16 protein-coding genes are annotated in these 16,172 nt (G+C 33.9%); 7 read left to right on the top strand and 9 right to left on the bottom strand.

Annotation, left to right across the window (positions count from 1 at the left end; translation table 11 throughout):
* Positions 1 to 692: 692 nt before the first annotated feature.
* Positions 693 to 1,172, top strand: a complete 480-nt coding sequence (locus K5R64_RS04310) for a phage N-6-adenine-methyltransferase (RefSeq protein WP_220761251.1) — start codon at positions 693 to 695, stop codon at positions 1,170 to 1,172.
* 1 nt (position 1,173) lies between these two features.
* Here the strand turns inward: K5R64_RS04310 and K5R64_RS04305 are convergent, their stop codons facing one another.
* Together K5R64_RS04305 and K5R64_RS04300 are read right to left on the bottom strand one after the other, a co-directional pair.
* Positions 1,174 to 1,374 carry a hypothetical protein gene (locus K5R64_RS04305; protein ID WP_220761249.1) on the bottom strand — a complete coding sequence of 67 codons (201 nt, stop codon included), beginning with the start codon at positions 1,372 to 1,374 and terminating at the stop codon, positions 1,174 to 1,176.
* On the bottom strand, positions 1,371 to 2,141 hold the full coding sequence (locus K5R64_RS04300) for a DpnI domain-containing protein (RefSeq protein WP_220761247.1): 771 nt from the start codon (positions 2,139 to 2,141) through the stop codon (positions 1,371 to 1,373). The genes K5R64_RS04305 and K5R64_RS04300 overlap by 4 nt, the downstream gene beginning before the upstream one ends.
* 880 nt (positions 2,142 to 3,021) lie before the next feature.
* Between K5R64_RS04300 and K5R64_RS04295 the strand changes: the two genes are divergently transcribed.
* On the top strand, positions 3,022 to 3,387 hold the full coding sequence (locus K5R64_RS04295; protein WP_220761245.1) for a helix-turn-helix domain-containing protein: 366 nt from the start codon (positions 3,022 to 3,024) through the stop codon (positions 3,385 to 3,387).
* 333 nt (positions 3,388 to 3,720) lie between these two features.
* Entirely contained in the window at positions 3,721 to 4,473 is a 753-nt protein-coding gene (locus K5R64_RS04290; protein WP_220761243.1) for an ATP-binding protein, read from the top strand.
* 541 nt (positions 4,474 to 5,014) lie between these two features.
* On the opposite strand, the gene K5R64_RS04285 is transcribed toward K5R64_RS04290, so the two are convergent.
* The 6 genes from K5R64_RS04285 to K5R64_RS04260 form a co-directional block, all read right to left on the bottom strand.
* On the bottom strand, positions 5,015 to 5,338 hold the full coding sequence (locus K5R64_RS04285) for a hypothetical protein (RefSeq protein WP_220761241.1): 324 nt from the start codon (positions 5,336 to 5,338) through the stop codon (positions 5,015 to 5,017).
* A 171-nt stretch (positions 5,339 to 5,509) separates the two neighbouring features.
* Positions 5,510 to 6,142, bottom strand: coding sequence for a response regulator transcription factor (locus K5R64_RS04280; protein WP_220761239.1), 633 nt, complete (start codon positions 6,140 to 6,142; stop codon positions 5,510 to 5,512).
* Positions 6,139 to 7,794 carry a sensor histidine kinase gene (locus tag K5R64_RS04275; protein ID WP_220761236.1) on the bottom strand — a complete coding sequence of 552 codons (1,656 nt, stop codon included), beginning with the start codon at positions 7,792 to 7,794 and terminating at the stop codon, positions 6,139 to 6,141. The genes K5R64_RS04280 and K5R64_RS04275 overlap by 4 nt, the downstream gene beginning before the upstream one ends.
* 423 nt (positions 7,795 to 8,217) lie before the next feature.
* Positions 8,218 to 8,880 (bottom strand): HD domain-containing protein, encoded by a 663-nt coding sequence (locus tag K5R64_RS04270; protein WP_220761234.1) that lies wholly within the window; start codon positions 8,878 to 8,880, stop codon positions 8,218 to 8,220.
* Positions 8,881 to 9,137: 257 nt separating this feature from the next.
* On the bottom strand, positions 9,138 to 10,124 hold the full coding sequence (locus K5R64_RS04265; protein ID WP_220761232.1) for an acyl-ACP desaturase: 987 nt from the start codon (positions 10,122 to 10,124) through the stop codon (positions 9,138 to 9,140).
* 10 nt (positions 10,125 to 10,134) lie between these two features.
* The gene (locus tag K5R64_RS04260; protein ID WP_220761229.1) at positions 10,135 to 10,869 is read right to left on the bottom strand and encodes a 1-acyl-sn-glycerol-3-phosphate acyltransferase; all 735 of its coding nucleotides are present in this window, start codon (positions 10,867 to 10,869) and stop codon (positions 10,135 to 10,137) included.
* A 321-nt stretch (positions 10,870 to 11,190) separates the two neighbouring features.
* Between K5R64_RS04260 and rnpA the strand changes: the two genes are divergently transcribed.
* Genes rnpA through K5R64_RS04240 form a run of 4 tightly spaced genes read left to right on the top strand, consistent with a single transcriptional unit; the run spans position 11,191 to position 14,890 of the window.
* Entirely contained in the window at positions 11,191 to 11,571 is a 381-nt protein-coding gene (gene rnpA / locus K5R64_RS04255; protein WP_220761227.1) for a ribonuclease P protein component, read from the top strand.
* A 41-nt stretch (positions 11,572 to 11,612) separates the two neighbouring features.
* Positions 11,613 to 12,443 (top strand): DUF4349 domain-containing protein, encoded by an 831-nt coding sequence (locus K5R64_RS04250; RefSeq protein WP_220761225.1) that lies wholly within the window; start codon positions 11,613 to 11,615, stop codon positions 12,441 to 12,443.
* Positions 12,444 to 12,446: 3 nt separating this feature from the next.
* A complete protein-coding gene (locus K5R64_RS04245; RefSeq protein WP_220761223.1) occupies positions 12,447 to 14,084 on the top strand; it encodes a S41 family peptidase in 1,638 nt (545 codons plus the stop codon).
* Positions 14,084 to 14,890, top strand: coding sequence for an OmpA family protein (locus K5R64_RS04240; RefSeq protein ID WP_220761220.1), 807 nt, complete (start codon positions 14,084 to 14,086; stop codon positions 14,888 to 14,890). The genes K5R64_RS04245 and K5R64_RS04240 overlap by 1 nt, the downstream gene beginning before the upstream one ends.
* A 208-nt stretch (positions 14,891 to 15,098) precedes the next feature.
* Here K5R64_RS04240 and K5R64_RS04235 read toward each other — a convergent pair whose 3' ends face one another.
* Positions 15,099 to 16,085, bottom strand: a complete 987-nt coding sequence (locus K5R64_RS04235) for a DUF4837 family protein (protein WP_220761218.1) — start codon at positions 16,083 to 16,085, stop codon at positions 15,099 to 15,101.
* Between the last annotated feature and the right edge of the window lie 87 nt (positions 16,086 to 16,172).

The raw sequence follows: 16,172 nt of genomic DNA, 5'->3' as shown, positions 1-16,172 counted from the left end.
ATTTTTGACTTTTTCAGCAGAAAGAAAAATCAAACTAAAAAACCTGAAAATAAAAAAGCCAACTCAAATTGTGTTTTGAGACGGCTTCTTTTTTTATGCTCGGAACTTTTTTGGACTTGGTTCGAGTCCGCCGTGGCGGAGGAGCTACATTTCGGGTTTTAAATAATATTAATCAAACTAGGATAACAAATAGAATTAAAATAGTATATACAATTACAAGGCAGTTATGTTGTATTTTGTATAATCAAACTTTTGAGTCGTTTTCTGCCATATCAAAAAAACTCTGAAAATGTAAATCTAGATTAAAAATAGGTGGTTAGTTTTTTTAAAGTATATTACCTATTGTTTTTGAAAAATAACTTGTTAAGTTGACGTCAATTTTTTACACTTTCATTTAAAATTAATGGAACATCAGTCTTTTGTAAATATTTAGAGAACATAAGTGTTTTAGAACACATTTTCTTCCCATGTTAAAAATGGCAAATAATCCACCGTTTTTAAACAGTATTCCTCGCAATAGGCTTTCATCCATTTTTTGATGGCAACGTTCTTAGGTGTATCTTCTAATGGAGGTAAAAGATGATTTTAAGATAGAAATATTTTGCACAATCAAATTTTAACAGGATCACACTTATTGTGTATTGTGTAGCTGTTTTTTTATTTATTTATTTGAAAAATAAAAATATAAAGAAATGGATACCTCTTTTGAACGTTCCGAAAACACTACAGTAGAATGGCTTACACCTCCTGAATTAGTGAAACAATTAGGGATTTTTGATTTGGATCCTTGTAGTCCTGTGAATCCTCCTTTTGTACATGCGAAAACCAATTTTACAATAAAAGACGATGGTTTAAAAAAAGATTGGTTTGGAAGAGTGTATTTGAATCCTCCTTATGGCAAAGGAATGGAATTATGGTTGGAGAAATTAAAAAATCACGGAAACGGAATTGCTTTAATTTTTGCTAGAACAGAGACGAAGTGTTTCTTTAATCATATTTGGAATGATGCTGATGCAGTTTTGTTTGTAAAGGGTAGAATTAAATTTTATCATGTTTCAGGTATTCAAGCAGGAACTCCTGGAGCGCCAAGTGTATTTATAGCGTATGGTAAAGAAAATGCCGAAATTCTTAAAAATGCTGGAATAGCAGGTAGATTTTTGTATTTAAAATAGATTATTTGATTTCGTAACAAATGAATTCAGCGACATTAAAATCACAATCAAAAATCCAACTGTTTTCTTGAAGGAGTTTTTTCAAAGCTTCATCTTCGTTTGTAACGTCTTCAATGATTCCTATCACTTGCATGTTTTCAACTTCTTCATTATTTGGTGAAGTTGTATTTCCTTCGGGTGTAATAAAAATGTATTTTTTCATAATTCTATTTTTGTGTAATTACCTCTACCGTTAAATTCGATTAGTCCTTTGTCTCTTAAAAATTGTAATTGCTGACGAATTTTATCCTTGATATGGTTATTATTTGGATATTTAATTTTCAACTTATTTTCAAAAGCATACAATTCGTCTATGGTAAAAGTTGGCTTTTTAATATCTTCAACGCAATTTAAAACATCTAATATCCAACCTCGCGCATCTAAACTTTTACTTTTTAAAAAATCAGTTCGTTGTAATTTAATATTTACTTTATCTTGCTCAATTATTCTTGAATTTTCTACAATAAAAATTCTACCACTTTCAGGTACTTTTGAAATGTCAATAGTACAACCTATCCAGCCTGCTCTTTTGGCTGTGTCTTTAAGCGGATTTCTTTTTATAATTATTTCAGGAGTAAAAAAATGTTTTGGAATCACTAAAAAATTCTCAACAGCAAAGCTTTTATTATAGCTTAAGAAGAAAAAATTAGGATTTGTATTTGATGTAATTCTTGAAATCATAGTTTCATAGGCGCCATCATTAATAATGCGTCCTAAATTTCCGTTTTTACTCTTTAATTCAAATTCTTCAGCACATACTGAACAATAAAAGTCAGCAACTGGTCGATTGTTGCTGTATTCGATAATGGGCAATGCTCCACAACAAGGGCAATATGAATTTTCTTTAACCCAATTTTCGGTCAAGACTCTTGCTATTTGGGATTTACTCGAATAACCTTCTGCTTTTTTTAAGTCAAAGTTTAAATTCATTTTACCGAATTGAGTTAAAGTTTGGTGATCAAATCTACAATTTTAATGGCTTTTATTATCAAATTCGGATATTAATTCGTTCAAAAAATTTGTTGAAGTTTAAATTAGACTTTGTTTAAAAGTTTGTTAGTTGTAAAATATATACTAAGTAAGAAAATAGTATTTATGGTAACAAGAAAAATTATTTTGCAAAATTTGATGTGCTATTTACAATAGCATAACTGTAATTGTAAATTTTCACGATTTTTTACAATAAGAAAAGTGTTCTTGTAAAATATTGCATATTTTTACCATAACAGAACGGCAATTGTAATTTATAGATGGATAATTTAAAATCAGGACAATACATCAATTGCTAAAATCGGAAAAGAACGTATATGTAGAGCAAAAAACTCAATAAAATCCAGAAAAAGCAAAAGATTTAGGCTTTAAGGTTTTTAAACTAGATAGTTCCAATATCAAAAGTTGGGATGCTAATTCAGATAATTTATCTGATTCTCAAAATAACATTAAAACGAGTCATACGGAAGAATATGTATTATTTGAAATTTTACTTAAATGCGGTATAGATTTAACCTATTGAAGAAAAAGTCATAGAAGGCAAAAAAGTATTCAGTGTAGGTTATGGAACTTTATTCATTTACGTAGCTGATAGCTTTACCAATAAAGTAGCTGAAGGAATTGGCAAATGGAAATCAGCCCTAAACCCAGAAATAGATAGAATAATCTTTAAGTATTCCAGTTTTGGTGATGTTGAGAAAACGAATTACGTCCAAACATTAAAACGTTTTGGTATTAATGAAATAAAATCAATTTAATGGATAATTGTTAATTATCAATGATTAATAAAACAACTACCCTTTAACAACTAACAACTATTATGATAATTTCAACCATTAATTCTTTAATCACTGATGTGTATTTGCGTACGCAAAAAGAGAATCAATACTTTGAGCGAAAAGGATTAGGCGAAAAAGACATAAAACCTACCAAAATTGCCGAAGAATTGATAGGAATGCTTAATGCTGATGGAGGTGTTTTAGCTTTTGGAGTTGCTGATAACGGAGCCTTACAAGATGTTAGAACATTAGGTGACAAACTCGATGCATATAGAACGCTAGTATTTGATTTTGTTCACCCAGCTTGCAATGTAGAATTGGAAGAGATTGAGATGGATGCTAATTTGATTTTCTTATATCATGTTGAGCAAGATTTGGAACGTATTTTTTCCAGAAAAGATAATTAAAATGTCTATTTAAGAGTATTAGACACAAACAGATTACTAGATCGAGATAGAATCAAAAAATTAGAATACGATAAAGGTATAAGACGTTTTGAAGAAGAAATAGTTAAGGATTTTGATTTTGATGATTTAGACCAAGATTTACTCAATGAGTACAAACAAAAACTAAATTACAAGGGCGATGTTCTAGATTTATTAGTAAAACGACATCTAGCCAAGAAGAAAGACGGAATTTTTCAATTAAAAAATGCTTCGGTACTTCTATTCACTCAAGACCCTGAAAAATATATCTCTTCTGCATCAGTACGCTATGTACGTTATGAAGGAACAGAAGCTTTGACAGGAACAAGTCACAACGTTGTAAAAGATGAAAGATTTGAAAATAATATTCCGAGATTAATCGATGCTCTAAAAGCTTTTTTAAGAGCTTCGTTCAAGGATTATTACTTTCTGGACATGGAAACAGGCCGGTTTAAAAAAGTTCCCGAATATCCCGAAGAAGCTTGGCTAGAAGGAATGGTTAATGCACTTTGTCACCGTTCTTACAATGTTCAGGGTAACTCTATTTATATCAAACATTTTGATAATCGTCTAGAAATCAGTAATAGCGGACCTCTGCCAGCACAAGTAACCGTAGAAAATATTAAGAGTGAAAGATTCGCTAGAAACCCTCGTGTAGCTAGAGTACTAGAAGACATGGGTTATGTACGGCAACTCAATGAAGGGGTTTCAAGGATTTATGAATCAATGGAAAAATCAATGTTATCCACTCCTGAATATAAAGAAGAAAATGGCAATGTTTATTTGACATTGAGAAATAAAATTAGTGAGCATTCAAAAACTATTCATGATTCGGTACTAGAAAAGATTGAGCATAATTGGAATACCTATAATGATACTCAAAAAAATATTATCAATTACTTGTTCTTGAATCACCAAGGCACTGTACTAGATTTTGCTAGTCGTATTGGAGTTAACGAAAAGACCATTCGTCTCTACTTGAATCAATTTGTAACAGAAGGGATTTTAGATAGATTAAGCGAAAAACAAAGAGATATAAATGCTGTTTTTGTATTTAAGAAACATTAATTATCATTTAAGGAACATTCTTTTTGAAGTAATATGCCTAGGTTTTAAAAGGGTTCCGAGAGATTAAGGAACATTTGGTCTTAGTTAAGGAACATTAAGAAAGTGCTTTTTAGTTCTAATAAAAAAAGAAATAAGGAACATTTAGGATAGATTAAGGAACATTGAAAATGCTGTGCTAAGTATTGGTTTTCAATATCCACCTGTTAATAAGGAACAATTAGTCTAAATTAAGGAACATCTATAGAGAGTAAGAAAGCATAATCGATATAATGATTCATTAGGATACAAGCCTTTTGATATGCAAATGAAAATTACAGCTTAAGTTAAGCTGCATTTTTGTAAATTTATCTGTACTATTGAGCAAGATGTTCCTTGCTTAAAAGATTTTGAAACATAGATGAGGAAAAGTATCGTAATTTAAAAAGGCAGTGTTTCACTAACTCCAAAACAAACCAAAACCAAAAACCGCCCGAAAAAATAACATTCCGGACGGCTTTAATATGAGTAACGATTTGCAATCCTTAGGGATTACGAATACCTTTTATTGAATTTTTTTACTCCAAGGACCATGGTTTTTGTAAGCTGGTCCTGTTAATTTTTGTCTTTCGCTACCAGTTGCTTTTACTGCCACCAAGTCTTGATTGGAAGTGTTTTTCCACGCTTGGTTATTTTTGTAAGCTGGACCTTGTAGTGCTTCTTTATTGTTATCTGTATATATTTCTGTAGGCACTGTTTTGTGCATCCAAGCTTTATAGTTTTTATAAGCAGGTCCTTTTAAATCACTCTGCTTCACGTTATTTCCATCTTGTGCAAATGCACCTAAAGAAAATACTAAAACTCCTAAAATCAATGCTGCTTTTTTCATGTCTATTATTTTTATGGTTCTAGACAAAGTTACATCTCACAATAGGTTTTTAGGATTATGGGAATTTACCCTATTTGCATCCGTATTTATACGGATAGCCTTAATTTATGCTAAGCTACGTAGATTAAATATTTTTTTAGTCAAAAATCTAGTTGTCAATTTGTTACAACTTTAAATCAAACTCAATTGAGTGGCTTTTTTGATGAGTTCGGCGGTGTTTTTTACTTCGAGTTTTTTCAAAATATTGGCGCGATGCGTCTCTATGGTTCGGGAACTCACAAAAAGTTTGGCAGCAATTTCTTTAGTCGTTAAGCCTTTGGAAATCAAACCTAAAACTTCGGTTTCTTTATTGGACAAAATTGCTTCACTGATGCTTTGTGTGGACATGAAGTTGATCATCTTTTCAGAAATTTCGGCGCTAAAATATTTTTTTCCTTGATGTACTGTTCGAATGGCCAATATCAATTCGGCTTCATCGGTGTTTTTCAATAAGTAACCGTAAGCGCCCATTTTGGCACATTTGGCGATGTAATTCCCATCATCGTGCATCGAAATTACAATGGGTTTGATATCTGAATCAATGTTTTTTAATTCTTTCAACACCTCAAAACCATCCAAATGGGGCATAGTAATATCGAGCAGAACGATATCCGCCTCAAACTGACTCTTAACAAGCTTCATGAAAGCCAGGCCATCGCCTACACTTTTGACAATCTGTATGTCTTCATGCTTTCGGAGTAACTCTGCGAGTCCATTTCGAAAAAGCTCATGGTCATCGGCTATGATTAATTTGATTTCGTTCATAATTCTATGGGTAATTCAATTTCAAAACTCGTATTTCCTGGGGTGGCATCAATGGTAATTTTGCCATTGCAAATTTCAACACGCTCTTTGATGTTACTAATTCCTAAGCCTAATTTAACTGTTTTTATGTTAAACCCAATGCCGTCATCAAAATAAAACAGGGAAATAAACTCATCAAATTCTGAAAGTGTGATTCGGATGTTCTTGGCTTGCGCGTGTTTTAATGAATTGTTGATTAACTCCTGACATATTCTAAACAGGTTAATGGCCTGATGGTTGGTAATATTGGAACTTTCCTGTTTGGTTAAATCTTCGTATTCAATGGTTACGGTGGTGGATTTTTTCAAGCTATCGATAAAGTTAGTCAAAGTGACCCCAATCCCAAAATCGTCTATCGAAGCCGGCATCAAGGCATTAGACATCAACCGGATTTCAGAAATGGTTTCATCAACGATTTTCTTCATTTCTGCTTTTTTCTCTTCGTTTTCCACTCGGTTTTCAATGTAGTGTTTTAAGGAAGTTAAATACGGACCCACACCATCATGTAGTTCCCGCGAAAGGCGACGTCGTTCATTTTCCATACCGTCAACCAACATTCGCTTAGAATGAATTCTGGTATTTTCTTCATTGTTTCGGAATTCTATTAGCTTATCCCGCATCATCAAAAGACTTTTTCCCAAAAGATCATTGGAACTTTTAGGTTTGTACTTGGTATTCAAATTCATTTTCCCAATAGCATCTGAGAATTTTACGGCTCCTTGTAAAGAGGCTTTCAAATTAGCCAAGGCCTCAAACATTTCCTTTATTTCTTTTGAATTTTTTATAAATTCATTCGTTTGGTTATAATCTCCTTCGGCCATGATGCGGAGACTTTTTTGCATGTTCTTTATGGGATTGGTAATAATTCGGGTCAAAATAAGAGAGAGCATAATCCCAAGCAAAAAAATACCCAAAGTTAATCCTGCGAGTCGTAACCTCAATTGTTTTAAAGGCACTGTAACCTCATCAACATCCATTTCTGAGAGGATTACCATTTTTAAATTGGGTATATCAAGCAAACTGTACACACTATATACCTCGACTCCTCTATAATCCTCAAAAATTCCTCTGCCATTGATGCCTTTAAATGCTTTGGCAACTCCTTTTGTTTTAACTGCTAGCGTATAAGGGATTTTATTAGGATAGAAACGAGATTGCGACCGCATTCGAAAATCGGTTCCCACAAGATAGGATTCACCGCTTTCTCCCATTCCGGTTCGTTCCAGAAGAATGTCTTTTATTTTGTTGTAATCCAAAATTTTAATCTTGGTTCCCGTTTTTGAATGAGACACAAAACCAATTGTGGTCTTTTTATGCACATGATACGGTGTAAAATCGTGAATTCCTTCCCTGCGGGTAATGCTATCTGGAAGCTTTAAAACGGTGTTATCAAGAATTGGAGTAAGCGATTTAGAAACTTCAAATCGTTCCCATTCTGATTTCAACAAATGCTCAATTTGGTTTTTCTTGAGGGTTTTAATAGAGTTTAATTGCAACAACACGCGATCGTCCAAAACTCTTGAAAATTGTTGGTACGATGAAAATGACAACAACGTGATAACCAAGGCAATCAAACTATTAATTATAATCAGTATTAAGGTTTTGATGTTCATTATCAATTATTTTAAAGCTACAATTGGTTTCGTTTCCCTACGAAGTTTACTGCGGAATTTGGGTTTAAGTAAAATCATTGTCTTAAGGCAGAAAGCTAATGCCCCCATGGCACTATTACAAACTACTGACCCATTAGGATATAACAAATATAAAAGAATTAAGCCCAAAATCTGCATTAGGAATTTATGGCTTTTAAAGAGGTCTGTGTTCCCATTAGACTAGAGGTAATCAAATAGCGTCAGGAACATCATTAAGTGTCAAATTGAGTTTTGCCGCTAGGATTATTGGGATGAAAAAAGTTGCTTATCCTACAAGCATTAGCCCTGCAGCAAATCTTGAATAAACCATGAGCAGAATCAAACCAACTATAAAGAAATCTTTGAAATCATCTGATAAAAACCGAATCTATGACACCCACTTCATTACAGGACACCATCCCATTCAGCATAAAATTGCGCCAAAAATCCTTGCATATACTTGTGGCGTTGTTCTGCAATTTTCTTTCCTGTCACGGTATTCATTTTGTCTTTTAGGAGCAATAATTTTTCATAAAAATGATTGATGGTCGGCGCGGTACTTTTTTTATACTCCTCTTTGGTCATATTAACATTTGGAGCAATACTTGGGTCGTACATCGCTCTATTTTTAAACCCTCCATAATTGAACGCTCTAGCGATTCCTATGGCTCCTATGGCATCCAGTCGATCAGCATCTTGAACAATTGCCAATTCGTTAGAATAAAAAAGTTGTTCTTGTTTGCCCCCTTTGAATGAAATATTTTCTATAATAGCAACCACATGCGCTATAGTGGTGGGTGCTATGTTCTGTTTTTCCAAAAAATCATGCGCCATTTTGGGGCCTAAGGTTTCATCTCCGCCCGAAGCATCTGGATGAAATTTACTATCAGCTATATCATGTAGTAAAGCTGCTAATTGCACCACTAGCAAGTCGCAGGTTTCTTCTTTGGCTATCAACAACGCATTTTTATAAACTCTTTCAATATGAAACCAATCATGTCCTCCTTCGGCGTCTTTTAAAGTTTCTTTTACAAAAGTGATGGTCTGCGAGATGATGTCTGGGTTCATTGGGGCAATTTTTTGGATATAAAAAAGCTGATTTCAAAGTTATTATACTTCAAAATCAGCAGTATGTTTTCATTTAATTTCAAATTAAAGCTTTTGACTTAAAACAATCGCAGATTCGTAGATTCCCTTTATTAAATCAATATTTTCTTTATTAACAGGACCAAAATTTACACTAATGCTTGTTCAAGCGGTTTCAATTAAATTAGCGAATCTGTGGTTATTAAACGTTTTAAAGGGTTAAATTGTTAATCAAAAATTTACAATCGAGCAGGCTCTACCCATTTAAAAATATGAGATTCTGCAGGTATAACCAATCGCTCTGAAATACGAGCCATTCTAGCAGGCAATTTCATCAAATAATCACGAGCTTTTTCGGCTTCATCCGTCAGCCCTACTATTTTATCAATTTCCCATTTGTCGATTAATTTTTGCAAAATTTCAACATAATCGTTAGCGGTATAAACCCCGATACGTTGTGCTGAATCTGAAAATTGTTCAAATGCCGTTCCAATTTTTTGTCCTGATTCTCTCAAAAAGTGGGCTGGCATGACGATTTTTTGTTTCATCATGTATTGAAACGCCAACATCATTTCGCTTGGATCCACTTTAAAAATTTCGTTTACAAAATGACTGTAAGCATGGTGGTGACGCATTTCGTCCCCAGCAATCATTTTACACATCTTGGATAATTTTTTATCCCCGTATTTTTTTGCCAATTGCGATACTCTATTGTGCGATACATAAGTAGCTAACTCTTGAAAACTGGTGTAAACAAAGTTTTTATACGGGTCTCTTCCGGTACCAATATCAAAACCATCGTTGATAAGGTGTTGCGTAGTCATCTCGACTTCGCGCATGTTCACACGTCCTGATAGGTAGATGTATTTATTCAATAAATCCCCATGACGGTTTTCTTCTCCAGTCCATTCTCTCACCCATTTGGCCCAGCCATTACGCTCAAGGTTATCAACACCTTCTACTTCCATCAACCAGTTTTCATAGGTAGGTAAAGCTTCTTCGGTAATCATATCTCCTACTAAAGCTACCCAAAAATCATAAGGAAGATCCTTGGATATCTCACGCAATTCTTTTACTTCTTCCAAAAAGTTATCACTTTCTGAGTTGGGCAAAAAATCAGATGGTTGCCAAATTTGTTCTACAGGTATTAGATATTGGTCAACAAAACTGTCCACCTTTTGCTCTAAAAACTGCATTACTTCTAATCTGATATTTTTTATTGACATTATATATGTTTTAAAATTGTATTCCTTTTACTATTGTGCGCTCTGTGCGCTGCATTAAATCCTCAAAAGTAGTCTCACTAACTTTTATAGGGTCGTGCATTTCAAAGCTTAGACGATTACCTAAACCTACGGGAAAAAATCCAAATCGCACCATTTTCCATGAATTATTTATCGAAACGGGAACCACATAAGCCGATGGAGCATATTTGCACAGTATTTTCAATCCACTTTGAGCAAATTCTTTGGGTTTTCCAGTTTTACTTCTGGTTCCTTCAGGAAAAATAACCGCCGAACGATTATTTTTTTCTATGTATTCTGATAAGCCTTTGATAACGGGTATCGCTTGTTTAGGGTCTTTTCTGTCAATTAAGACGGAACCACCGTGTCTCAAATTAAAAGAAACACTAGGAATTCCTGAACCTAATTCTTTCTTACTTACAAATTTACAATGAAAACGCCTCAAAAACCAAATCATAGCGATAATATCGTACATACTTTGATGATTGGCCACAAAAATCAACGGTACGCCTTGCGGAATGCACTCTCTGTTTTTGATGGTATACGTGGTTCCTACCAAATAGGTACACATCAACAAACAGAAATTTAAATAATCCACACTTTTTTTATGCGCCTGATATCCAAAAAATCGCAAACAAATCCATTGTATAGGATGAAAAATCACCAATACTAGCCCAAACAATAAGTAATAAATTACTGATATAGGATAAGATATCATTTTATGCATGCCCATTTTTTTTAGTCTGCAAAAGTAGTAAATAATATTTTAGTGTACTTAATTCCTCTATAATATATAGACAAGCTACACCTCTGCCTGTCCAAATAGAACCATCATTACTTAAATACCCTATATGCCCTGGCTCCCATTTTAGAACCTCTTTATGACAACCCTCCAGCTACATCCATGGTACTCCTCTTACCCCTCAGGCTATGATTACCATTATAAATTGTACAGCCGTATTAAAAAAACTGATGCGATTGCTCTACTAGATTGGTGCTTTAATTGTACCTTTGCGAGCTACAATTGTAGCGTATTAGTAACAAAAACATGAAATTCAATTACCCTAAAGAAGAAAAACTCAAAAGCAAAATTAAAATTGGTTTGCTGTTTTCAGAGGGTAAATCGGTTTCCAAATATCCTTTGCGATTGGTGTATTATGCAGGTGCTGTAGGCGAAGACACCCGCACGCAAATAGGAGTATCTGTTTCGAAAAAAAACTTCAAAAGAGCCGTGGACCGCAATTACTTTAAAAGAGTACTACGAGAAACGTATCGCCTGAATAAGCATTTGTTGCTCGAACACTTAGACCAACCCTACTCTTTTATGTTGTTTTATCAAACCAAGGACCGACTACAATTTGAAGAAATTAACCTCAAAACTAGACAACTCTTTGAGAAATTTTTAGACCAGATAAAAAAACAAGAATAACTATAGTTTTTTTGTATTTTTAACATATAAAAAACCTACTTATGAAATCGACTCTATTGTCTTTTATACTGTTGTTTACTATTGTGAGTTGCAAAAAAGCAGAAGAAAACACTTTAGGCGTCAATTCACTAGAAATGGCAGCGCCATCTTCAGAAGCAGATACTGAAACAGTTGCAACAGCAAAAATTAAAAAAACAGTCGAAACAAACACTTCCGAAATCCAACAAAAAATAGTCAAAACAGGAAACCTACGTTTTGAAACTAAAGATTTGAATGACACCTATAATCAAATCATTAAATACACCAAAGAACTAGGTGGCATTATACAAAATGATAATGGCGGTAAGAATGATGAAACTGTCTACCGAAATTTAATCGTTAGGATACCGAGTCAAAATTTTGATGCTTTTATTCAAAATATTTCAAAAGGAGTATCCTACTTTGATCACAAAGAAATTGCTGCTGAGGATGTAACAGCACAATATATTGATATAGACACTCGTATAAAGGCCAAGAAAACTTTAGAAAATCGTTATCTTGAATTATTGAAAAAAGCCAATAAGGTCTCGGAGATACTAGAAATTGAAGCTCAACTTGCCGCTATTCGAGAGGAAATAGAAGCGAAACAAGGCCAATTGAATTACTTAAAAAATCAAATTTCATTAAGTACCATAAACATTGAATTTTATAAACCCATTGCTCATGAAAGTGGTGCCACTGTTTCGTATGGAGCAAAAATTTGGAATGCTATAAAATCAGGGTTCAATACTTTTTCCACGTTTTTATTGAGCCTCCTTTCTATTTGGCCCTTTGTATTACTTTTTGGATTATTAGGTTACTTTATCTACAAACGCTTCCTAAAAAATAATTAATAAATGCAAAAATATTTTAAAAAGAAAATTGTAATTCCTGTTATTGCCTCTGCCTTTTTATTTGTTGGAGTTAGCTTTAAAGATAATTTTTTTGAAATTGCCAAGCAAATTGAGATTTTCACCACCCTTTTTAAAGAGTTGAACGCCAATTATGTTGACGAAACCAATCCAGGCGATTTAATGGACAAAGCCATCAAATCCATGTTGGCTAACCTTGACCCTTATACTGTTTATTTTAACGAACAAGATGTGGTGAAGTTCAAAATCAACAATACGGGTGAATACACTGGGATAGGCGCTCTCATCCAACGTAAAGAAGGCAAAATCATTATCAAGGAAGTCTATAAAAATTTTCCAGCTGATAAGGCTGGAATCAAACCAGGTGATGAAATTGTTCAAATAGGTGATGTTGTCCTAACTGATTTTAAAGAAGATGCATCCCAACTTTTTAAAGGAGCCAAAAACACGAAGATTGAGGTACAATTCAACCGCCAAGGCAAAAGAAATACTACCCAAATCATCTTGGACGAAGTCGAAATTAAATCGGTTCCCTTTTATGCCAAAATAGATGCTAAAACAGGTTACATCGTGTTGGCTCATTTCAACAAAAAAGCCTCTAACGAAACCAAAGAAGCTTTGCTAGAATTAAAAAAACAGGGGGCTGAACGCATTGTCCTTGACCTAAGAGGCAATCCTGGTGGACTCTTGAATGAAGCGGTGAATATTTGCAACTTATTTGTACCTAAAAATGAAATTATTGTAACGACCAAGTCTAAAATTGAAAAATACAACAACACCTATAAAACTTCGTTTGAACCTATAGATACCGAAATTCCACTTGTTATTATTGTAGATGGCAAAAGCGCATCAGCCTCAGAAATTGTTTCTGGTGCTTTACAAGATTTGGACCGTGCTGTAATCGTAGGCAGTCGTAGTTTTGGTAAAGGACTGGTTCAAAAACCCGTTGATTTGACTTATAGCACCCAACTCAAAGTAACCATTTCAAGGTATTACACCCCTTCAGGTCGTTGCATTCAAGCCTTAGATTATGCTCACAAAGATGCCAAAGGAATGGCTACCCGTACCGATGCTAAAAATTACAACGCCTTTAAAACGCGTAAAGGAAGAACCGTTTATGATGGTGGCGGGATTTTGCCTGATGTAGAAATTGAAGAAACTAAATCGAGTGCTATTGCTGATGCACTGGTTAAAAATGATGTTATCTTTAATTATGCAACCGTCTTTTTCTACAAAAATCCCAAACCAACGACGGAGTTCCCGGTATTTACTGATACTCATTTTGAAGATTTCAAAAATTACATCAAATCCCAAAAAATAGCCTTAAATACCGAAACCGAACTCGCCTTAAAAAACACCTTGGTAATTGCTCAAAAAGAAAAAATTGACCAATCCATAATCAAAGAATACCAACAACTCCTGAACACTTTACAAAAAAGCGAAGAGGAATTGATTGTGAAAAACAAAACTGAGATTAGTCATTTGATTTTGAACGAAATTATCAAACGCTATCACTATCAAGATGGTTTGTACCAATACGAATTGAACAACAGCTTGGCTATCAAAAAATCCGTTGCGTTATTAAACACACCAATTGAATACCAAAAAATATTAAAAATGTAATGCCTAAATTATTTCAACTAGTCGTTTTATTGCTTTTTGGAATGGTTTCAGCCCAGCAAAAAAAGATTGAAACCGTCTATTTTGAATTCGATAAATACACACTGGAAAAAGACCAACTCCAAATCGCACTTGATTACATCAAAAAAATTGATACTTCTAAAATAGAATCCGTTCAAATTTATGGTTATTGTGACGACCGCGGCAACCACGATTACAATTACAAACTATCCGAAAAGAGGGTGTCAACAGTACGAAATCTTTTGCTCTCCCAAGGATTTAACAAAAACAAGATACTTATTATTGAAGGTCGTGGGCGTGTCTTAATCAAACCTGATACAATCGAAGATCTTGACAAAATAAGGTCTCAAAACCGACGTGTGGATATGATGCTAGTCCCTAAAAACAGTTTTGGAAATGGCATTTACAATTCCTTACAAGACCATCATGATGTAGGAGACCGTATTTATTTTGAAACTATTTTGTTCCCTCTTGGCAGTAGTCAGTTAACGCCTGCTTCCCGAAAAGAATTGGACAAAATAGCCGCTATTCTAACCAAAAACAATCGCTTGGAATTTGAAATTCGGGGTCATGTATGCTGTACGCCATCTCATTTCCACGATGCAATTGATAAAGCTACTAAAGAACGAAAATTATCTGTCAATAGAGCCAAAGCTGTTTTCAGATACCTTATGTCTAAGAAAATCAATAGCCTAAGAATGTCATACAAAGGGTGTGGAAACAAATTCCCTTTGGGTCAGGGAGATGCCATGGATAGGAGGGTTGAATTTTTGATTACAAAAAACTAATGTGAACCCGTTGGATGAAAGTGATCAGATTCATTTAAAAATGGCAATTCTAATTTAAATCTAAAGTTATTTATACCTAACAGTCAGTCTGAGCTGAGCCTGCCCTGAGCTTATCACAGGGTCGAATACTTCATGTAGGATACATTTCGACAAGCCCAATGTGACAATAGGTATGAACTTAACCATTAAATTAATTTTACCCAACGGGTTAATTTGAATCTCTTTTAATAATTGAAACCGACTTGATTATGGCTTCTAACTCGTGCATCAAATCCCGTTTTTCCTTAGATGGAGAATAACAAAATCCTTCCAAAACTAGAGCCCTACTGTACTCATCATCGATAATCACGTAATTGATAAAAGGGCCTGACATAAAATCATTCTTCAGCTCCCAAGTTCCTTTCATTTCATAAGCGACTTTGCCAGCTAACTTTATTTTAAAAAAATAAGGTGAATATGCTTCTTCGGTAATCATATCTGTATCCAACTCTTTTCCGTGAATGTACAGTTTACCAATAGAATCTCGCATGCTGATGATATTAGAAACCATATTATTCTTATTGATGATTTGATAAATAGGAACTTGATAAAGTAACAAGCTACTGCTCCCACTTACAATTTCTTTTTTTAACCATAAAAAATTAGATTCATGCAACGTATAATGGTAATCCGAAGGCACGTCTAAGTTGATTTGGAATTTATTTTGAATGATTTTAGGATTCAAAACGGATTTTTTGATGCTTTTTTGAGATTCCTCAATTTCAGTTTGCCTAATAGTCGCGATAATTGTAGGGCTTTGCTTTTCTAAAATCGAAATAATATCAGTGGCAGTCCTACCGGAGATATGAAATACATTTTGCGGTGAAGCATATTGGTCTGTAATGATTTCAAATTTATTGATTTCTTCCTTTTTGACCACGATAATATTACGGCTATCGGTAATGAATCCTTCGAGTAATTTTGTGGGATATTGATTGATATTAAAAAGAGGTTCTTCTTGTGGTAAGCCTAGTACAGGCGAAGCAAATTTATTACGAATGCTATCCCCTACTTCGCCATTCCATAATTGATCATCTATAACAATGGACACACTGTTAATCTGACCTGTCGTTTTTTTTATAACAGGGTCGTTATTGTTTTTGCAAGAAAAGAAAAACAAGCTCAAGACTAAAAATAAAAAATGGGACTTTTTCATAATTTTGTAATTGAGGCTATTTAAACTTTTTTGACACAAATTTTGGCTTTTTTTGCACTGTACCTTGAGCATAATACAGTTAAAATA

The organism is Flavobacterium sp. UMI-01 (assembly GCF_019656315.1).
In the GTDB taxonomy this organism is placed as follows: domain Bacteria; phylum Bacteroidota; class Bacteroidia; order Flavobacteriales; family Flavobacteriaceae; genus Flavobacterium.
The sequence above is the reverse complement of the archived record's forward strand: the minus strand, read 5'-3'. Positions and strand labels throughout refer to the sequence as shown.